The sequence below is a fragment of the Nonomuraea sp. MG754425 genome (genome assembly GCF_021699195.1).
Classification (GTDB): domain Bacteria; phylum Actinomycetota; class Actinomycetes; order Streptosporangiales; family Streptosporangiaceae; genus Nonomuraea.
The window spans coordinates 1-20,005 of the sequence record NZ_SSXE01000181.1 but is presented as its reverse complement, the minus strand read 5'-3'; the positions used below and the strand labels follow the sequence as shown (position 1 = coordinate 20,005).

15 protein-coding genes are annotated in these 20,005 nt (G+C 72.1%); 8 read left to right on the top strand and 7 right to left on the bottom strand.

The features are described from left to right. The 4 genes from FAF44_RS41975 to FAF44_RS41960 all read left to right on the top strand — a co-directional run. The coding region (locus tag FAF44_RS41975; protein WP_237108973.1) for an alpha/beta hydrolase at nucleotides 1–196 on the top strand (196 nt) is incomplete at its 5' end. Between the two features lie 18 nt (nucleotides 197–214). Next, nucleotides 215–685 carry a GNAT family N-acetyltransferase gene (locus tag FAF44_RS41970; protein ID WP_237108974.1) on the top strand — a complete coding sequence of 157 codons (471 nt, stop codon included), beginning with the start codon at nucleotides 215–217 and terminating at the stop codon, nucleotides 683–685. A 71-nt stretch (nucleotides 686–756) separates the two neighbouring features. Then, a complete protein-coding gene (coaE, locus tag FAF44_RS41965; RefSeq protein WP_237108972.1) occupies nucleotides 757–1,365 on the top strand; it encodes a dephospho-CoA kinase in 609 nt (202 codons plus the stop codon). 193 nt (nucleotides 1,366–1,558) lie between these two features. Further along, a complete protein-coding gene (locus FAF44_RS41960) occupies nucleotides 1,559–2,956 on the top strand; it encodes a glycoside hydrolase family 43 protein (RefSeq protein WP_237108971.1) in 1,398 nt (465 codons plus the stop codon). Here FAF44_RS41960 and FAF44_RS41955 read toward each other — a convergent pair. After that, nucleotides 2,953–8,535, bottom strand: coding sequence for a TIR domain-containing protein (locus FAF44_RS41955; protein ID WP_237108970.1), 5,583 nt, complete (start codon nucleotides 8,533–8,535; stop codon nucleotides 2,953–2,955). The genes FAF44_RS41960 and FAF44_RS41955 overlap by 4 nt on opposite strands. A 46-nt stretch (nucleotides 8,536–8,581) precedes the next feature. On the opposite strand from FAF44_RS41955, the gene FAF44_RS41950 reads away from it, so the two are divergent. Next, nucleotides 8,582–9,754 carry an SLC13 family permease gene (locus FAF44_RS41950; RefSeq protein ID WP_237108969.1) on the top strand — a complete coding sequence of 391 codons (1,173 nt, stop codon included), beginning with the start codon at nucleotides 8,582–8,584 and terminating at the stop codon, nucleotides 9,752–9,754. Nucleotides 9,755–9,765: 11 nt separating this feature from the next. Here the strand turns inward: FAF44_RS41950 and FAF44_RS41945 are convergent, their stop codons facing one another. From FAF44_RS41945 to FAF44_RS41935, 3 genes are read right to left on the bottom strand one after another with little or no spacing between them, the layout of a single operon-like run. Continuing rightward, the gene (locus FAF44_RS41945) at nucleotides 9,766–10,566 is read right to left on the bottom strand and encodes an inositol monophosphatase (RefSeq protein ID WP_237108968.1); all 801 of its coding nucleotides are present in this window, start codon (nucleotides 10,564–10,566) and stop codon (nucleotides 9,766–9,768) included. Between the two features lie 11 nt (nucleotides 10,567–10,577). Then, nucleotides 10,578–11,195, bottom strand: a complete 618-nt coding sequence (locus FAF44_RS41940) for a hypothetical protein (RefSeq protein ID WP_237108967.1) — start codon at nucleotides 11,193–11,195, stop codon at nucleotides 10,578–10,580. Next, entirely contained in the window at nucleotides 11,192–12,229 is a 1,038-nt protein-coding gene (locus FAF44_RS41935) for a hypothetical protein (RefSeq protein ID WP_237108966.1), read from the bottom strand. The genes FAF44_RS41940 and FAF44_RS41935 overlap by 4 nt, the downstream gene beginning before the upstream one ends. A gap of 153 nt (nucleotides 12,230–12,382) precedes the next feature. On the opposite strand from FAF44_RS41935, the gene FAF44_RS41930 reads away from it, so the two are divergent. Beyond that, nucleotides 12,383–13,171: a class I SAM-dependent methyltransferase gene (locus FAF44_RS41930; protein WP_237108965.1), complete on the top strand. Its 789-nt coding sequence runs from the start codon at nucleotides 12,383–12,385 to the stop codon at nucleotides 13,169–13,171. Here the strand turns inward: FAF44_RS41930 and FAF44_RS41925 are convergent. Genes FAF44_RS41925 through FAF44_RS41915 form a run of 3 tightly spaced genes read right to left on the bottom strand, consistent with a single transcriptional unit; the run spans nucleotide 13,168 to nucleotide 16,838 of the window. Further along, complete coding sequence (locus FAF44_RS41925) at nucleotides 13,168–13,941, bottom strand: sporulation protein (protein WP_237108964.1); 774 nt, start codon at nucleotides 13,939–13,941, stop codon at nucleotides 13,168–13,170. The genes FAF44_RS41930 and FAF44_RS41925 overlap by 4 nt on opposite strands. 9 nt (nucleotides 13,942–13,950) lie before the next feature. Then, nucleotides 13,951–15,192 (bottom strand): SPFH domain-containing protein, encoded by a 1,242-nt coding sequence (locus FAF44_RS41920; protein WP_237108963.1) that lies wholly within the window; start codon nucleotides 15,190–15,192, stop codon nucleotides 13,951–13,953. Beyond that, on the bottom strand, nucleotides 15,192–16,838 hold the full coding sequence (locus tag FAF44_RS41915; RefSeq protein ID WP_237108962.1) for an SPFH domain-containing protein: 1,647 nt from the start codon (nucleotides 16,836–16,838) through the stop codon (nucleotides 15,192–15,194). The genes FAF44_RS41920 and FAF44_RS41915 overlap by 1 nt, the downstream gene beginning before the upstream one ends. Nucleotides 16,839–17,085: 247 nt before the next feature. Between FAF44_RS41915 and uvrB the strand changes: the two genes are divergently transcribed. Together uvrB and FAF44_RS41905 are read left to right on the top strand one after the other, a co-directional pair. Then, the gene (gene uvrB, locus FAF44_RS41910) at nucleotides 17,086–19,194 is read left to right on the top strand and encodes an excinuclease ABC subunit UvrB (protein ID WP_237108961.1); all 2,109 of its coding nucleotides are present in this window, start codon (nucleotides 17,086–17,088) and stop codon (nucleotides 19,192–19,194) included. Nucleotides 19,195–19,253: 59 nt separating this feature from the next. Further along, nucleotides 19,254–19,838 carry a PepSY domain-containing protein gene (locus FAF44_RS41905; RefSeq protein WP_237108960.1) on the top strand — a complete coding sequence of 195 codons (585 nt, stop codon included), beginning with the start codon at nucleotides 19,254–19,256 and terminating at the stop codon, nucleotides 19,836–19,838. Nucleotides 19,839–20,005: the final 167 nt, after the last annotated feature.

Below are 20,005 nucleotides of genomic sequence, written 5' to 3'. Positions count from 1 at the left end.
CCGCGCGGCCCGCTCGATCCCCGGGGCCGTGGTGCTCCGGCACGGTGACGGGCACGGCGCGTACCTGCTGCAGGGCGCGGCCAAGCTGCGCGCGACCTGCCTGCGCGCCCGCGTGCACGACTACCTCGTCAACGGCACCCCGCCGCCCGCCCGCCTGAGGTGCCCGGGAGAGCTGACGGCCGGTCCCGGCTCCTGAGATAGGCTGACGCGGGTGGTGATCGAACGAGCGGTGGCCGCCGACGCGGGCGAGATCCTCACCCTGCAACGGGCGGCGTACGTCACCGAGGCCCAGCTCTACGGCGACCCGTACATCCCGCCGCTGGTCGAGTCGCTGGAGCAGGCGCGCAAGGTCATCGAGGGCGCGCTCGTCCTCAAGGCGCTCGACGGCACGAGGATCATCGGCGTCGTGCGCGGCCGGTTGTCCGGCGTCACCTGTCTGGTCGGCCGGCTCGTCGTCGCCCCCGACCGCCAGGGGCAGGGGGTGGGCACGGCGCTGCTGCGCGCCCTGCACGACGAGTTGCCCGAGGCCGAGGCGTTCGACCTGTCCACCGGCCACCTGTCGGAGGCGAACCTGCGGCTCTACCGCCGTCTGGGCTACCGGGAGACGAGTCGCGAGCGCATGGACGACCACCTCACGATGGTGCACCTGCGCAGGACCCCGGAGCGTACCCAGGCGCCGCGGTGACCCGTCCCGTAGCCGGGTGGATGATCCGGGCGCGGGACGCCCTGCCGGTGCGCCTTGGATAGGCTGCGGGAGTGCTGAAGATCGGACTGACCGGCGGCATCGGCTCCGGCAAGAGCGAGGTGGGCCGGCGGCTGTCGGCCAAGGGCGCGATGGTGATCGACGCCGACAAGATCGCCCGCGAGGTGGTGCAGCCGGGCACTCCCGGCCTGGCGCGGGTGGTGGCCACGTTCGGGGAGGAGGTGCTCCACCCCGACGGCTCGCTCAACAGGGAGAAGCTCGGCTCGTACGTGTTCGCCGACTCCGAGAAGCTGGCGGCGCTGAACGCGATCGTGCATCCGCTCGTGGGGGAGCGGGTGGCGGAGCTGCAGCGGGCCGCCGCCGACGACGATGACACGATCATGGTGTACGACGTGCCGCTGCTGGTGGAGAACAACCTGTCCCCCATGTACGACGTCGTCATCGTCGTCGACACCCCCGACGAGCTGCGCATCAGCCGCCTGGCCGAGCATCGCGGCATGGCGGAGGCCGACGCCAGGGCCCGCATCGCCGCCCAGGCGAGCCGTGACGAGCGGCTGGCGGCGGCCGACATCGTGATCACGAACGCGGGCACGCTGGAGGCGTTGGACGCCCAGGTGACGAAGGTCTGGCAGGACCTCCTCAACCGTGCCGCCCGCGGCTGACCCCGAGTCACCCCGCGAACGGCCCGGCACCCCACCGACAGCCGAGCCCCCCGCGAACGGCCCGGCACGCCGCAGACAGCCGGACACGCCCAACCGGCGGACACGCCGTTGCGGTCCGGTGTGTGGTTGACGGCCTGACGGGATTCCGTGACGATCGGAAAGATCTCCCGACAGGATCACGGAAGGACCGCCGATGCCGCGTTCAGCACCCTGGCGTGCCGCTCTGGCCGCCCTGCTCGTCAGCCTGACCGTGCTCGTCCCCGCGGGTGAGGCGGGCGCGGCGACGCAGTCGTTCCGCAACCCGGTCAACCCGTCGGCCGACCCCAGCCTGATCCACCACAACGGCCGCTACTACGTGGCCACCACGCGCGGCGACCGCATCGGCATCTGGACGTCGCCGAGCCTCGCCACCCTGCTGCCGGCCCCGGAGCAGGTCGTCTGGCGCGACGGCGACGCCGGCCGCAACCAGCAGATGTGGGCGCCCGCCTTCCGCCACGTCGGATCCCGCTGGTACATCTACTACACGGCCTCCGACGGCGTGGACGCCAACCACCGCATGTACGTCCTGGAGTCGGCGGGCGACGACCCGCTGGGCCCGTACACGTTCAAGGCGAAGATCGCCGACTTCGGCGAGTACGCCATCGACGGCGAGCCGATCACCCACAACGGCCAGTCGTACTTCGTGTGGAGCGGCCCCGGCCGCGGCATGGGCGGCCCGGCGCAGCTCTACATCGCCCGGATGAGCAACGCGTGGACGGTCACCGGCGGCCGGGTCGCGATCCCGGCCGACGGCGGCTGCACCGAGGTCCGCGAGGGCCCGACCCCGCTTTACCGCAACGGTCGCACGTTCCTGACCTACTCCACCTGCGACACCGGCAAGCCCGACTACCAGCTCTGGATGAAGAGCATCGCGAACGGGGCCGACCCGATGGTGGCCGCGAACTGGACGCAGCACGCGGGCCCGGTCTTCGCGCGCAACGACGCGACCGGCGTGTGGGGGCCGGGGCACCACTCGTTCTTCCGCTCAGCCGACGGCGCCGAGGACTGGATCGCCTACCACGCCAAGAACACCAGCACCTACACCTACAACTTCCGCACCACCCGGGTGCAGAAGTTCACCTGGAACGCCGACGGCACCCCGAACTTCGGCCGTCCGCTCGCCGCGGGCGCGACGCAGCAGCTCCCGTCGGGCGACCCGGGCGCGGACACGTCGGTGATCAACGACTTCGACGCGCAGGTCGCCTACGCGGGCACGTGGCAGTCCGGCTCCGGCTGCGGCACCCAGTGCTTCTGGAGCAACGACCACTGGAGCGGCCAGACGGGCGCGACCGCCACGGTCACCTTCACCGGTGCCCGCGTGGCCCTGCTCAGCGTGCGCGACCGCGGCAACGGCATCGCCGCCATCTCCATCGACGGCGGCCCGGAGCAGCGCGTCGACTACTACAGCGACATCCGGGTGGGCGAGCAGCTCAACTACCTGAGCCCGGTTCTGACGCGCGGACAGCACACGCTGCGGGTGCGCGTGACGGGTGAGCGTAACCCCGCCTCGGGCAGCACGGTGATCAGCATGGACCGGATCGAGGTGTACTAGAACGGTGAGTCGAGCGGCACCTGCCGCACTCCCGGCAGGTGCGCGTCCAGCTCGCCCAGCTCGAAGCGGGCCATCCCGACCACGTGCCAGAACTGCCCGCCGGGCTCGCCCTGCACCTTGTAGCGCCCGTCGGGGGCGAGCGCGGCCCACCCCTCGGGCAGCCCGAGCAGGGTGGCCCGCCGTTCGCCGCCCGCCCAGAGGATGACCACGCCGTCGTCGCCGGCGCTGGCGAGCAGGTCTTCGGCGGGGCTGAAGGCCACCGACCAGATCCGGCGCGTGTGCCCGGCGAGGGAGTGCAGCGCCCGTCCGGTGGCGGTGTCCCAGACGCGGACGAGCAGGTCGTCGCCGCCGGTCGCCAGGCGCTCGCCCGAGGCGTCGAAGGCGACGCTCCACAGCCGCCCGTCGTGCGGGCCGAGCGTGTGCACCAGGCGGCCGGGGCGGCGCTCCCACACCATCGCCCGGCCGTCGTTGCCGGCGCTGGCCAGCAGCCGGCCGTCAGGGGAGAAGGCGACGGAGTAGACGCGGTCGGTGTGCCCCTCCAGCCGGGCCAGCCGTTCGCCGGTGGCGGTGTCCCAGATGCGGATCAGGTGGTCGTCGCAGCCGGTGGCCACGTACGCGCCGTCGGGGCTGAAGGCGATCGAGCGCACCCGTCCTCGGTGGCCGAGCAGTTCGCCCGCCAGCCGTCCCGTCGGGCGGTACCAGATCCGCACGCTGTCGTCGTCGTTGGCGGTGGCCAGCAGGTCGCCGTCGGGGCTGAACGCCTCGGCCCACACGTGGTCGGTCTCGGCGTTCAGTTCGCGCTCGTAGTCGCCGGTGGCGGCGTTCCAGAAGTGCACGCCGCCGTCGTTGCTGGCGGTGGCCAGCACGGGCCCGGCCGGGGAGAACGAGGCCGAGATCAGCCGGTCGGCGGTGCCGGTGAACTCGCGCAGCCGCCGCCCGGTGCGCGGCTCCCACAGCCGTACGACGCCGTCGTTGCCGCTGGTGGCCAGCATGGTGCCGTCGGCGCTGAAGCGGGCGGAGGAGATGCGCCGCCCGTGGCCGCGCAGCACCCGCTGGCACTGGCCGTTCGCGGGGTCCCACAGCCGTACCGTGCCGTCGTTGCTGCTGGTGGCGATCTGCTCCCCGTCGGGGCTGAACGCGAACGGCCACACCGAGCTGCGGTGCCCGGCCAGCTCGACCCGCTGGCCGCCGCCGAGGCGCTGCAGGCGGACCACGCCGTTGGCGTCGCCGCTGGCCAGCGTCTGGCCGTCGGGGCTGAAGGCGACCTGGTAGACGGCCGCCGCGTGGGTGGTGTGCACGCCGCGGGCCTCGCCCGACGGGTCCCACAGGCGGACGCTGCCCGCTGTGTCACCGGTGGCCAGCAGCGAGCCGTCGGGTGCGAACGACACGCAGTAGACGCTGCCCAGGTGACCGGTCAGCTCGTGGGCGAGGGCCCACGTGCGGGTGTCCCACAGCCGGACCGTGCCCGCCTCGTCGCCGGTGGCCAGCAGGCGGCCGTCGGGGCTGGGCACGGCGCGGTAGACGCTGCCGCGGTGTTCGCCGAGCGTCTCCTTGAGCTGCCCCGAGCCGAGGTCCCAGACGCGTACGACGCCCGCCGAGTCGCCGGTCACCAGCGCCGAGCGGACGAACGCGGCGGTGTAGACGGGCGCGCGGTGTCCGGGCAGCTCGTGCACCGGACGGCCGGTGGCCGTCTCCCAGACGCGTACGACGCCGTCGCCGCCGCCCGCCGCGACCAGGTCGCCCGCCGGGCTGAGCCGCACCGGCCAGGCGCCGTCGGGGTGCACCGGCAGCCGGTGCAGCAGGGTGCCGCTCAGGGCGTCCCACAGCAGCACCTCCCCGTCGCTCGCGCCCGTGGCCAGCAGGTCGCCGCCGAACGCGACCGCGTACACGCGGCCCCGGTGCCCGTGCAGCGTGCGGACGGGGGCGCCGCCGGCGCACAGCAGCACGCCGCCGTCCTCGTTGCCGACGGCGATCGTGGCCCCGTCGGGGCTGTAGGCGATCGGCTCGGGCAGCCGGCTGGTCTGGAAGTGGTACCCGTACGGGACGCCGATGCCGGCCGGCGCGAACTGCACCTCGACCGGCTGCCCCGGCACCACGGCCGCGCCGGGCAGGTGCGGCAGCGTGCCGGTCACGTTGATCAGCGAGGCCCGGTGCCAGCGGGCGCCCTCGACGGCGGCGTCGCTCAGGTCGACCCGGGCCAGCCGCGCCCCGGACAGGTCGGCGCCGCGCAGGTCGGCCCCGGTGAGCTGGGCGCCGTCGAGCCGCGCGCCGGTGAGCCTGGCGTCGCGCAGGGTGGCCCTGGACAGGTTCGTGCCCGCGAGGGTGGCCTCCGACAGGTCGGCGCCGGTGAGGTCGACCTCGCGCAGGTCTCTGGCCGACAGGTCCTCGCCCTTCAGGTTGGCCCCGCGCAGGTCGGCGCGGGCCGGGGTACGCAGCCTGGCGGAGATCTTGACGGCGTTGGCCATGGCGACGTCGTCGGGCGGCGGGTCGTTCACCCACGCCCGCAGCGCCCGGATGTCGGCCAGGTCGCACAGGAACTCGACGGTCAGCGCCGACAGCGGCCGGCGTGACAGCAGGGCCGGGCTGTCGAGGGTCGTGGCGATGCGCCGGGCCACCAGCCACTCCATCACCGAGGCGTGGATGAACCCGAACATGCCCTCCTCGGTGCGTACCAGCAGGCTGCCCGAGCCCATGCGGAAGGCGGCGTGCGCGGCCGTGAGCTGCCCGTCGGCCAGGTCGCTCAGCGTCTCGCCGACCTCGGTCAGCTCGTCGAGGGCCAGCAGCGCCTCGCCGGACTCCCACAGCCGCACCGCCAGCGCCGTCACCGCCCGCCGCAGCTCCTCGACGCTCAGGGCCGCGGGCGAGCCGGGCAGCCTGGCCCGCCGCTCCTCGAACGCCAGCCAGGAGGTGAGGATCTCCTCGTACAGCAGGGCGGGGCTGATCGTGTGGCGGGCCTCGGCCACCGTACGCAGCCGGTCGGCGTCGAGGTCGGCGATGAAGCTGAGCATGCGCGGGTTCTGGGCCAGCGCGAACAGGTCCTCGATCTCGCCCATCAGCGACATGCGGGCGCCGGCCTCCTCGCCGCCGCCGAACCGGTTGGCCAGGTAGGAGCGGATCTGGTCGGGCGTGAAGTCCTCGACGCCGAGCACCCTTCGCTGCGGCAGCACCCCCACCATCTCGCCCATCGAGGTGAGCACCTGGCTGTGCGACTTGAAGTGCTGGGTGCGGCTGGCCACCACGATCTTCGCCTTGTCCTCGGCCGCCGCCAGCAGCGTGGCCAGGTGGTCGGCCGCCCGGTCGTAGGTCAGCCGGGTCACCAGCTCGTCGAAGCCGTCGAACAGCAGCACGATGCGGCCCTGCCGCAGCAGGTAGCGGAACGCCTTGAGGTCGATGACCTCCTCGCCGTGGCTCGCCAGGTGGGCGGCCACCAGCGCGTCCACCGAGTGCGCCTTGTCGAGGGCGCGCAGCTCGATGAGGATCGGCGTCAGATGCGGCAGCTCGGCCGGGATGCGCCGGGCCAGCTCGCGCAGGGCGAAGGTCTTGCCGTGGCCGAAGTCGCCCAGCAGCAGCAGGAACCGTCCGTGGTCGGCGGCCAGCAGCCGCATCAGTTCGTCTGTCAGGCCCTGCCTGACCTGGCTGCCGGGGCGGTCCAGCTCGCGGTAGCGCTGCGGGACGTACAGGTCGGGCGGGTAGCGCCGGTCGGAGGTCAGCCGCGCGGTCTGCTCGGCGACGTAGCCGCTCAGGTCGAGCAGGCCCTGGAACTCCATGAAGCTGCGCAGCCGCACGCCCATGCGCATGAGGTCGTCGCGGACCGAGCGCGGCGCGGGCGGGCCCTGGTAGACCAGCTCGGCGGCCAGGCCGCCGGCGTGCGCCCGGCGTTTGAACGCGGCCGTGACCTCGTCGTCGAGCGGGCCCACGTGCGCGCCGATCATCGTCTGGCGGACGTAGCCGTCCTCCACCTGGGTGACCACCAGGTGGGTGTCGAACCTGCGGATCCTGGCGTGCTCGTGCCTGGCCTGGCAGACCTCGATGATGCGGTCGAGCAGCAGCTCCACCGGGCTCGGCGCGCGTTCCTCCGGCTTGGCCGAGGGCGGCTGGGCGGGCGGGCCCTCGCCGGTGAATGTGGTCCGCGCGGCTCGCCAGCGGGCGCGTACCGGCTTGGGACGGCCGTCGTCGGGCAGCCACGTGCGCAGCCCGTCGGGGCCGATCTCCACGACGTGGTGCCGCCCCGAGCGCGGCGCGGCCACGCGGCCCTGCCCCGTCTCGGCCGCGCCACCGTGGAAGAGGCCGCCGTGGAAGAGCAGGTTGAGCCGGTGGCCCAGCAGCCGTTCGAACGCGGGCGCGTCCGTCAGCTCCGCGGGGCCGTGCCCCATCGCGCCCAGGCGCAGCCACGCGCGCTCCTCGTAGGGCCGCAGCCGCTCGGCGAACCAGGCCGCCTGCGCCTCCCCGAGCATCGCGTACGCGTCGCGCTCCAGGTGGCTCATCGCCATCGTCGAGTTGAGCCCGGCCACGACCACCTTCAGGTCGGGCACCTCGAACAGCGTCCACGGCTGCCCGCTGTCGAAGATCCGGTCGTCCAGCCCCTGGTAGACCTCGCCGAACAGGGCGGCGAAATGCCGCCACTTGGGCCAGTAGGGGGGATGCGGGCTCACGTCGTCGGCCTCGCAGGTCATGAAGTACGCGTTCGCGGCGGCCTTGGTGACGTCGCGCGGCCCCGGCAGCAGCACCAGCCGGTGCGGTTCGAGGCCGAGCAGCAGCCGCAGGTCGGTCACGAACCGGGTGGCCTGCGTGTACTGGCCCAGGCTGCCGGACTCGGTCAGGTCGCCGCTGACGATCATCAGGTCGGGGCGGGGCATGCCGCGGTCGTACATGGAGGTCAGGTCGGCCCAGATGCGCGCCTGCATGTCCTCGGGCGTGAACGGCTCGCCCGGGTCGGGCAGCGCCCGGCCGAACCGGGGGCCGCCGATGTGCAGCACGCTGATCGACTCGCGCGCCCGGTTCTCCTGGGCCACCGGCGGGAAGGCCGGCGGGCTGACTGGCGCGCGGCGGGAGCCGGCCCGTTCGGCGGCCGGCGGCAGCGCGGCCTGGACGGCCTGGACGGGGGCCGGCGCCACGGCGCCGTCGGGGAAGGCGGGCGCGGCCTCGGGCTTGGCGCGGCCCGCCATGGCCTCACCGACCCGGGTGAGCAGCAGCGCCCTGGCCTGGCCGGGATCGTTGACGCCCAGCAGGTCGACCCAGGTGATGGTGGACAGCAGCCCTTCGAGCGGGACGTCCTCCAGCCTGATCGTGACGAGCTTGTTGGACGGGTTGTCGGGGTCGGCCCGCAGCGCGGCCTGCCACTCCAGCCGGCCGTAGCGCGAGCCCAGGTAGTTGCGCGAGAGCACGGCCACGACGATGCGGGCCTCGCTGACCCCGCGGTCCATGAAGTCGATGAAGTTGGTGCCGGGCACGAAGTCCCAGGCCTGGATCATGGTGCGGTAGCCCGCGGCCTCGAGCTCCCAGGCGATCCAGGTCGCCCAGGCGGTGTCGGCCGGGGAGTAGCTGACGAAGATGTCGGTCGGCCTGCCGTCACGTGCCATCTGCTCAGTATCCCTTGCCACGCGGGGGTTGTGCGATCATCGTCGGGTGTGGCGGCGTCTTGGCGTGCTCGACTGGATCAGGGTCGGGCTGCTGGTTCTGGGCCTGGTCTTCGTGGCGACCGGGCTGCTGCCCTGGGCCGACGCGGTCGCCAGCCTCGGCGAGATCGGCCCGCTGCTGATCTTCCTGGTGGCGATCATCGTGCTGGCCGAGCTGACCAAGGAGGCGCAGGTCTTCGACGCCATCGCGGCCAGGATGGCGGTGCTCGGGCGCGGCAACTACGCCGCCCTTTTCTTCCTCTGTGTCGCTTTTGCGTCTTTTGTCACGATATTTCTGAACTTGGACACGACGGCGGTCCTGCTCACCCCCGTCATGCTCGCCCTCGCCCCCCGCGCCCGCATCGCCGCCCTGCCGCTGGCCATGACCACGATCTGGCTGGCCAACACCGCGAGCCTGCTGCTGCCGGTCTCCAACCTGACGAACCTGCTCAGCATGCGGAAGATCGGCCTCGACGCCCAGGAGTTCGCCGTGCGCATGTGGGCGCCGCAGGTCGCCGCCATCGCGGTGACGATGGTGTTCCTGTGGGCGTTCTACTGGCGTCGCGGCCGGCGGGGCGACCTGCGCTACACCCCGCCCGTGCTGGCGCCCGTGGCCGACCGCGTGCTGTTCGGGGCCGCCTCGGCCGGCTGCCTGCTGTTCATCGCCCTGCTGCTGTTCGAGGCGCACGTCGCGGTCGCCGCCACCGCCGCGGCGGCCGTCGTGGCGGCCGCGTTCGTGCTGCGCGCCCGCGAGCGGCTCACCTGGAGCCTGATCCCGTGGCAGCTCGTCATCTTCGTGACCGGCCTGTTCCTGGTGGTGCCCACGCTCAGCATCCACGGCCTGTCGGCCCTGATGACCTGGATGATCGGGGCCGAGGGCGACCCCTACCGCACGGCAGCCGTCGGCGCGGGCCTGTCCAACCTGGTCAACAACCTGCCCGCCTACAAGGCCGTCGAGACCGTCATCCCCGCCGCCGACCAGGACCGCCTGCTCGCCCTGCTGGCCGGCACGAACGTCGGCCCCGTCATCACCCCGTGGGCGTCGCTGGCCACGCTGCTGTGGTTCGAGTCGTGCCGCCGCCACGACGTCAGGGTGCCGATGCGCCGCTTCCTGCTCACCGGGGCCGGGCTGGCCGTCGTGGGGCTGCCGGCGACCGTGTGGGCACTGGTCACGTTCGGCTGATGCGGGCCCCCTCATCCGAGCAGCGACAGCAGTCCGGGCAGGGCGCGCGGGTGGGCCGCCACGAAGCTGCGCACCTCGCCGGGGCCGTCCACGCACTCCTCGTACGGGCCGCCGTCCAGCCCCCGGATCTCGATGCCCGCCTCCCGCGCCAGCAGCGCCCCCGCCGGCAGGTCCACCACGCCGGCCCGGTAGCCGACGATGCCGTCGATGTCGCCGCGCGCCAGCATCGCCCAGGCCAGCAGCGGCGCCCACAACTGCAGCACCCGCCGCGCGTTCAGGTCGAGCGCCGTCTTCAGCCGCCGCGCGGTCGGGTCGTCCCTGGCGATGCCGTAGCCCTGGGTCCAGGCCAGCAGCGGCCCGTGCGGGCTCGGCGCGTACGGGGGAGCCAGGCGCGCCCCCGTGGAGGCCAGCGCGCCCCTGCCCCGCAGGGCCGACCACGTCTGCCCGGAGACCGGGTCGTGCACCACGCCGAGCAGCGGCAGCCCGGCCCGGCACAGCGCCAGGCCCACCACGTACGTGGGCAGCCCGATGGCCACGTTGTTGGTGCCGTCGAGCGGGTCCACCAGCCACGTCCACTCGCCGCCCGCCGCCCCGGCCAGCCCCGACTCCTCGGCGATCACCGCGTGCGACGGGAACGCCGTCAGGATCCGCTCCAGCAGCAGCTTCTCCGAGGCCAGGTCGAGATCGGTGACGACGTCGCCGGCCGCGCCCTTGGCCCGCGTGCCCAGCGCGCCCCGCGCGCCCTCCAGCAGCAGCGCGCCCGCGGCCTCGGCGGCGTCCACGGCGACCGTACGAGCGAGATCCAGGTCCATCGGGTGCCCTCTCAGGTCAGGTGCGCGATGATCATGCGGATGGCCAGCGCCGTCTCCGCGGCGTCCAGCGACCGCCTGGCCACGTGGTGCGGGGAGCCGCCCAGCGGGCCGAGCGACAGGTCGCGGCCACCGGGCCGGCCGCGGCCGAGCGCGATCGTGGCCGCCGCGCCGCCCTCGGGCACCACGCTGCTGTGGAAGCGGTCGGCGGCCAGCGTGTACGTCTGGCCGGGCCCGAAGACCTCCACCAGGCCCGTGGTGTGCCGGACGGTGCGGCGGGTGGGCGAGATGCGGTCGCCGTCGGCCCCGCTGACCACCTCGTACACCCGGTGCGTGGCGTCCGCGCCGGCGTCGGACACCACCGCGTGCACGTTGCGCACCTGGCCGTAGAGCACGTGGCTGACGAGGTCCCAGCTATGGCAGTGGATGCCCGAGGTGGTGCTCTCGGCGCGGGCGAGCGAGTCGGACCACACGTGGAGGCATACCCCGTCGCCGCCCTCGCGCTCCAGCGGCAGGCAGACGAACCCGAGCGGGTGACGTACGGCGCTCAGGCCGGGCCGCGCCAGCTCCTCCAGCGCCCACGGCCTGGCCCGGCCCGCGAGCACCGTCTCGTGCACGCCGCGCAGGCTCATGAATACGGATCCAGCGCGCGCAGCGCCTTGCGGGCGATGTCGACCACGTCGCGGCCGTTGTACGACCTGGGCAGGGGCACCCCGACGCGCTCGAACAGCTCCTGCACCTCCTCGATGGTGGGCTCGTCGCCGAGCGGCACCTTCTTGTACATCTCCATCGGCACCCGCCGCGCCTGCTCCATGCTGAGCCGCAGCTCGGTGTCGCAGTTCTCGTAGTAGAACGTGTCGGCCAGCGCGGTCATCGCCATGTTCGGGTCCTCGACCGTCATGATGAGGCGGGTCGAGGACAGGTCCCAGCGGAACGTGGTCATCGTCGAGGACAGGCCCACCTCGATGTCCAGCAGGCCGTAGCGCTGGCGGTGCCAGAAGGCCGCCAGGACGGTCGCGTACGACTCCTTCCTGGCCCGGTCGGTGGTCCACGTCTCGCCGGTGCCGTCGGGGGCGTCGGACAGCGAGCGGCGGTAGTGGGCGTAGGTCTCGCACACCTCGACGTTGGCCGGGTCGATGATCTCCACGGTGACGGTGAGGTGGCGCTTGTCCTTGCGGGCGGCGGCCACGCACTCGGGCAGCGTGACCGCGCGCAGGTAGGTGCCGGTGCCGCCCTTGAAGCTCCACCTCGTGGTGTCCTTGCGGGCCTCGGCGTGCGACTGGGCGATCTCCTGCCTGCTGCCCAGCACCCTGACGAGCTGCAGCGAGTCGAGCGCCCGGCGGGTGCTGTGCACGAGGGTCTCGATCTCCTCCAGCCGGGCCAGGCGTCCGGGCAGCTCGGTCAGCGCGCCCGAGGTGATCGCCCGCTCGACGGGGGCCTGCCGGAGGCGGTCGCGCAGCAGCGCGGTGGCCACCAGCGCGAGGACCACGAGGGTGGCGGCGGTCACGAGCTGGCGCTGGATCTCGTCGCCGCTGGGGCCGAAGATCTCGTCGGGCATGACGCCGAGCACGCCGACCACGATCGCCAGCCCGAGGGCGATGGCGCCGTCCGCGTTGCGCGCCGCCCACGGGCCCGATCTCTTCAACGCCGACCTGAACCGTGCCATCGCCCGCCCCGCCGCTCGACGATCACTTCCGTCGCCATGGTAACGACCGCGCCATGCGGCGGCCAGCACACGCAAAGGAGCGATCCCCTGGCGAAAGGTGCCGTCGAATATTGCTTCGCGTCCGGATCACGGCCTCGCCTAGGATCCGGGGCCATGACGCTGGATCCGGCCCTGTTGAGCTACTACGAGCGCGGCGGCGAGCTGACCCGCCTGCGGCAGGGGCGGGGCCGCCTGGAGTACTGGCGCACCCGCGACGTGCTGCGCCGCGTCCTGCCGCCGCCGCCCGCGCGGGTGCTCGACGTGGGCGGCGGCACCGGGGTGCACGCCGAGTGGCTGGCCGCCGAGGGCTACGACGTCGAGGTCATCGACCCCGTCCCGTTGCACGTGGAGGCGGCCGGGGCGGTGCCCGGCGTGCGCGCCCGGCTGGGCGACGCCCGCGCGCTGCCGGTCCCCGGCGGGCAGGCCGACGCGGTGCTGCTGCTGGGCCCGCTCTACCACCTGCCCGAGCGCGCCGACCGGGTGCGCGCGCTGGCCGAGGCCCGCCGCGCCGCCCGCCCCGGCGGCCTGGTCGCCGCCGCCTTCATCAGCCGGTACGCGGCCCTGCACGACAGCGTCTACCACGGCTGGCTGGCCGAGGAGCGCGATCGGACGGCCGCCTACCACAGCGTGGAGACCGGCGCGGCGATCTCGACCAAGCCGGAGGGCGGGTTCAGCGGCTACCTGCACGACCCCGGCGAGATCCTCGCCGAGTTCACCGACGCCGGGCTGCCCGAGCCGCGCCGCTACGGGCTGCAGGGCGCGTTCTGGCTCTACGGCGACGTGGACGACTGGCTCGACGACGACGAGCGGCGCGAGCTGCTGCTCGACGCCGCCCGCCGGCTGGAGTGCGAGCCGTCCCTGCTGGGCGTCAGCGGTCACCTGCTCGCGGTGACGCGCGTCTAGAACCACCCGCGGTGGCGGGCCATCTTCTCCAGGCCGCGCTCCAGGGCCGTGTCCGCCGAGTTCGCCGGGTCGTCGTAGCGGACCGTGAACCGGTTGTACGCGTCGTGGCTGGAGGTGAGGAAGCCGCCCCGCTTGTCGGCCTCCAGGATGACGTCCATCTGCCGCGGCCCGGCGATGAACGTCAGCTCCAGCTCGTTGAAGTGCCGCCGCCACCTGCCGCCCGCGTAGTACTCGATCTCCTGGAAGAACGGCATGGTCGAGCCGTACAGGGTGCCGCGCTCCAGGTCGGCCTTCTTGAACTGGAAGCCCAGCCGGTCGAGCGCGCCGATGACGTGCTCCTGCGCCGGCAGCGGGCTGACGAACAGCGGGTCGAGGTCGCCCTTGTCGAGCGCCCCGGCCAGCGCCAGCTCCGTCTGCACGCCCAGCTTCATGCCGCGCAGCGGGTGCCCGGCGATCGCGCTGATCGGAGTCTCCCACGGGATCGGGATCTCGAACGGGTGCTGGTGCTGGGTGCCCGCCCCGAGCTGGAAGGTGCCCGCCACCTGCTGGCGCAGGAAGCTGTAGGACGTCTTGTACTCGTTGTCGCCCTGCTCCACCTCCACCACGGCGGTGAGGTCGATGTAGATGCCCTCGACCTTGTAGTCGGAGTTGCCGCCACGGAAGTGGACGACGCCGCGCAGCGGCTCGCCCGGACGCACGCCCGTGTTGGTCAACACCGTGTCAACCTCGACGCCCGCACCGAAGGCGGCCATCAGTTTGCGGAACACCATGGGGTTCTCCTATGCGGAAGGTTTGTGGCCGTTCGGCTGGCCGGTCTCCGTGCCCGAGATGCGGGGGAGCAACTGGGCAAGGAGGAGGGTGGTCAGCGCGGAGTCCGACTGTCCCTGCTGGGTGCGCACGACCAGCGGCTGGGGCGCGCTCTCCGCCAGCTTGGCGCCCACGTCGAGACGCCTGCGGGCCAGCTCGTACTGCAGCACGGCCCGGTTGTCCCGGTACGACTCGGCCAGCCGGCGCAGCGCCTTGGCCTCGTTCTCGGCGGCGGTCAGCTCGGCCCGGCCGCGCGCCTCCACCTCCCACGTCACCCGCTGCGCCTCGGTCTCCTGCTCCTCCAGCATGCGCGCCACGTCCTTGCGCGCCTGGTTGTGGGCGGCCTTCACCTCGACGACGCGGGCGTCACGGGTCTTCTTGGAGCGCTCGATCTCCATGAGCAGCGTGTCGATGCGGCGCTTGCGGGTCAGCTCCCACTCGCGCTCGTAGGCCGACAGCTCCTTGGCCACCTTCTCGCGGGTGGCCAGGTGCTGCTGGTACTGGTCGGGGAGCTGCACGTCGGGGATGTTGGCGCCGGTGACGCGCACGCCGTAGCGGCCGAGCTGGCGGTTGAGCGCGTCCTGCATGTCGCCGACGTCGGAGCCGCGCAGGTCGTAGGCGCGCTCGGTCTGGACGCGGCGGCTGCGCTGCCTTATCGCGTCCTGCACCGCGCTGGACAGGACCAGGTCGAAGTTGCCCGCGCCGATCGTGCGGACGAACGCCACGGGGTCCACGATCCGGAACTTCAGGAAGAACTCGATCGACTTCAGCGGCACGTTCTCGGCCGTGGGGCAGGCCACGATCGGCGCCGAGTACGGGATCTCGGTGGAGGTGTCGACGACCGCGTCCACCCGGTCCCACGGCAGCCAGAGGTAGTGCCGGCCGGGCGGCAGCGTGCCGGTGATGGCGCCCCAGCGGCTGCGCACGCCGGTGGTGCCCTCCTCGATCTCGATGATCGCCTTGCGCCAGATGGTGACCAGCGCCAGTAGCAGGAACAGCAGCGCGGCGAACGCGCCGACGAGGGTGAAGGAGGTCAGCGCGGCCAGGCCGGCGAAGTAGATCGCCAGGAACACCAGCGTCATCCAGGCGAAGCCGCGCCGGTCCTTGGGGATGACGACGGGCACGAGCTGGCCCTGCTCGCCGCCGCGCAGGAGCTGGCGGATCTCGCCCCAGCCGGCCAGCGACTCCTTGATCTTCGAGAATTCCCTGCTCATCAGCTCTCACCCTGTCCGTGGTGTCTGCCGCTCGGCAGCAGCCGCTCGACCGTCGTCTCCAGATCGGCGTCCGGTGCGGGCGTCGAGGGCGGTTCGGTCACGTCGGCGGTGGCCTTCTTGAGCAGCGCGGAGATCTCGTCCTCACGTTCGCGCACGCGCGCGCCGATCGCGTCGAGCCTGGCGCGGATGGCGGCCATGTCCTCGGCGGAGAACAGGACCGCGTCCTTGCCGCCCACGAGCTGCTGGGCCAGGGCCAGGAAGTCGATGTCGGTCTGCTCGCCCACCTGGACCACCTGGGGCAGCCGGGCGGAGACGGACTCCAGCTTGGCCAGCAGGTCCTGCTGGAAGCGGTAGTCGAGGATCTCGGGGGCCTCGGCGGCGGACAGCGCCCTGATGTCCAGCGCCTGCGCCTCCAGGAGGGCGGCGTTGGCGTTGGCCGTGGACTCGGCCTCGACCAGGCGCTGCCTGGCCTGCGCGGTGGCCTGGTGGGTGGCGCGTTCGAGCGCGGTGTCCATGCGGGCCTGGTAGCCGGCGATCTCCGCCTGGATGGCGCTCAGCGTCTCCTGCAGCCCGGCCAGCTCCTTGATGAGGTCGCCCTCGTTCTGCTCCTTGCGAAGCTGGAGCTCGTACTCGTAGGTGTAGGCCTCCTTGGCGACCCGGACCATCTCGGGGGCGGCCAGGTCCATCCGGTACTCCTGGCTGGACGGCTCGGCGTGGGTGATGTTCACGTCGGTGAGTCGTACGGCGGGCAGGAACTGCTGGTTGAGGCTGTCGAGCATGCCGACGGTGCTCTCGCCGACGAGGTCGTAGATGTCCTCGGCCCGCTGGGCGTAGATGAGCGAGCGGGTGACCTCGCTGATGGCGTTCTGCAGCTTGGACTGGAAGCCGCTGACCGAGCCCAGCACGAAGATGAACTCCGCCGGGTTCTCGATCCTGAACTGCAGGAACAGGTCCACGCTCGCCTTGACGCCCTGCTGCGTGGGGGCCTCGCTGATCGGCGCGTTGAACGGGTACTCGCGGGTGGTGTTGACGATGTAGCTGACCCGCTTCCACGGGTTGAACAGCGTCACCCGGCCCGGGTCCGCGATGTGCACCAGCTTGCCGAACTGGGTGATCAGCGCCTTGCAGCCCTCGGGCACCATCACCACGCTGCGCCGCCACCACAGGAACACGGCGGCCAGCACCAGCACCACCCAGTAGTGCGGGCCGAACACCACGTCGGCGCTCGGGATGACGTTGCCGAGCGCGCCGATGAGGCCGAGCACCACGAGGATGCCCAGCGGCACGACCACCTTCGCGGTGCCGCCCTTGGGGATCACCACGGGCGAGATGACGTGCATGCCGTTCTCGGCGAAGCTGCGGTTGACGATCTCGCCGGCCTCGTTCAGCGACGCCGTCCGCGCCTCGATGAGGGTGCCGATGGAGGCGCCGCCGTCACGGGCGGCGGCGAAGTCGTGCGGGTTCAGCCGGAAGCCTCCCGGGCCCTGGCCCTGGCCTTGGCCCTGATACTGGCCGGCCAGTTGCCCCGTCTGGTCGACGACCTGCCCCATGGCCTGGCCCATTGCCTGTCGTACGTCACCCCCCTGGGCCACCGCCTGGGCTACGCCCCGCCCTGCCTGGATCAGTGCCTCTCTGGGTCGTGACATCGAACCTTCCCTTTTCCGCTACAGGCGATTTCGACCGTATCGGGTGTGACTTACTGTTCGCTTGCAAAGTGGTGTCACATGTCTATTGCTTTCCGCATTAGGTGTGCTATGGGGGTAGTAGTCGTGCGATAAACGAAGATCGACGGGTTGCGCACGCCGAGATCGTCTTCTTTACCAGGGCGTTCCCCCGCGTAGGGGAGCATACGGCTTGACCTTTTCTGTCGGTCGGGCCGCCTACAGTGGCAGCATGCGACCGGTCACTGATTTGCAGCGGAAGGTGGCGCCCTTCGAGGTCGTCACCGAGATGACTCCATCCGGCGACCAGCCGACGGCCATCGCCGAGCTGGAGCGCCGCGTCAAGGCCGGGGAGAAGGACAACGTCCTGCTGGGCGCCACCGGCACCGGCAAGACCGCCACGGTCGCCTGGCTGATCGAGCGGCTGCAGCGGCCCGCCCTGGTCATGCAGCCCAACAAGACGCTCGCCGCGCAGTTCGCCAACGAGCTGCGCGAGATGCTGCCCAACAACGCGGTCGAATACTTCGTCTCGTACTACGACTACTACCAGCCCGAGGCGTACGTCCCGCAGAGCGACACCTACATCGAGAAAGACTCCTCGATCAACGACGAGGTCGAGCGGCTGCGCCACTCGGCCACCAACTCGCTGCTCACCCGCCGCGACACGATCGTGGTCGCCTCGGTGTCGTGCATCTACGGCCTGGGCACGCCGCAGGAATACGTCGACCGCATGGCCAGGCTGCGCGTCGGCATGGAGACCGACCGCGACCAGCTCCTGCGCCGCCTCGTCGACATGCAGTACACCCGCAACGACCTGGCCTTCACCAGAGGCACCTTCCGGGTGCGCGGCGACACGATCGAGATCATCCCGAAGTACGAAGAGCTGGCCGTGCGCATCGAGATGTTCGGCGACGAGATCGAGAAGCTCTCCACCATGCACCCGCTCACCGGCGAGGTCATCACCGAGGACGACGAGCTCTACATCTTCCCCGCCTCCCACTACGTCGCCGGCGAGCAGCGCATGGCCGCCGCCGTGGGCGGCATCGAGGCCGAGCTGACCGGCCGGCTGGCCGAGCTGGAGCGGCAGGGCAAGCTGCTGGAGGCGCAGCGACTGCGCATGCGCACCACGTACGACATCGAGATGATGCGCCAGGTCGGCACCTGCTCCGGCATCGAGAACTACTCCCGGCACATGGACGGCCGCGAGGCCGGCAGCGCGCCCAACACGCTGCTCGACTACTTCCCCGAAGACTTCCTGCTGGTCCTCGACGAGTCCCACCAGACCGTGCCGCAGATCGGCGCCATGTACGAGGGCGACGCCTCCCGCAAGCGCACGCTGGTCGAGCACGGCTTCCGGCTGCCGTCGGCGCTCGACAACCGGCCGCTGAAGTGGGAGGAGTTCCTGGAGCGCATCGGCCAGACGGTCTACCTGTCGGCCACGCCGGGGCCGTACGAGCTGGGGCGGGCCAAGGGCGAGGTGGTCGAGCAGGTCATCCGCCCGACCGGCCTGGTCGACCCCGAGATCGTGGTCAAGCCCACCAAGGGCCAGATCGACGACCTCGTCCACGAGATCAGGCAGCGGGCCGAGCGCGACGAGCGCGTCCTGGTCACCACGCTGACCAAGAAGATGTCCGAAGACCTCACCGACTACCTCCTCGAACTCGGCATCCGGGTCCGCTACCTGCACAGCGAGGTCGACACGCTGCGCCGCATCGAGCTGCTGCGGGAGCTGCGCTCGGGCGAGTTCGACGTGCTCGTCGGCATCAACCTGCTGCGCGAGGGCCTCGACCTGCCCGAGGTGTCGCTGGTGGCCATCCTCGACGCCGACAAGGAAGGCTTCCTGCGCTCGGAGACCTCGCTCATCCAGACCATCGGCCGGGCCGCCCGTAACGTCTCCGGCCAGGTCCACATGTACGCCGACAAGATCACCCCGTCGATGGAGCGGGCGATCGACGAGACCAACCGGCGCCGGGCCAAGCAGATGGCCTACAACGAGGCCAACGGCATCGACCCGCAGCCGCTGCGCAAGAAGATCGCCGACATCCTCGACTCGCTGCAGCGCGAGGACGCCGACACCGACAAGCTGCTCGGCGGCGGGCGCCAGCAGTCGCGCGGCAAGGCTCCGGTGCCCGGGTTCGCCGCCCGGCAGGCCGGCCAGCACGCCAAGACCATCGCGGGCGAGATGCCGCGCGCCCAGATGGAGTCCCTCATCGAGTCGCTGACCGAGCAGATGCACCAAGCGGCGGCCGATCTGCAGTTCGAGGTGGCCGCCCGGCTGCGCGACGAGATCAAGGAGCTCAAGCGCGAGCTTCGCGATATGCGCGAAGCCGGTGTTCAATAGGTCGTATGCCTTCTGACCTGGGCGAATGCATCCACCTGTAGGTGGGCACCGTCCTCGTTATGAACAAGGCGATCATTGTGGCCCTGGTCGGTGCGACGGTGCTGGCGGGGGGTTGCGGCACCGTGCTCCGCGAGGTGGAGCGGCTGGCCGTGCAGCCCTCGCCGTCCGTCGGCACTCCCACGTCCGTCACCTCCTCGCCCGCGCGCGCTCCGGGGGCGGCCGACCTCGCACGGGCCGCCCAGGCCGCGCTCGGGGCGGTGCCCGGCTCCACGCTCACCTCCATCGAGGCCGAGGAGCACGGCCATGTCTGGGAGGTGGAGGTCGTCAGCCAGGACGGCACCGAGCACCAGATGGACGTACGTGACGGCAAGGTCGTCAGCGGGCCCACCCCCGAGGACGACGACGCCCGCGACAAGGCCGAGCGCAGCAAGCTGCTGTCGGCGGCCAAGCTCGACTACGCGCGGGCCGCGGCCAAGATCACGGCCGCGGTCCCGGAGGGGCGGATCACGGAGCTGAGCCTCGACACCGAGCGGGGCAGGACCGTGTGGGAGGCGGACGTACGCACTCCCGACGGGACCAAGCACGAGGTGGCCGTGGACGCCGTCACGGGCGAGATCACCAGGAACAACGGCACCCGGACGTGACCCGGCGCCGGGCCGGGCGCGAGCTTTCCGGCGTGAGCCTTCCCGGGGTGGGGGAGCGGTGTGCCGGCCGGTCGGGTGAGCGGGCGAATCGGTTAGGTGGGTGGGATGCCGGTCAGGCGGGCAGGGTGCTGGTCGGTCGGGTGAGCGGGGCGCGGGTCGGTCGGGGT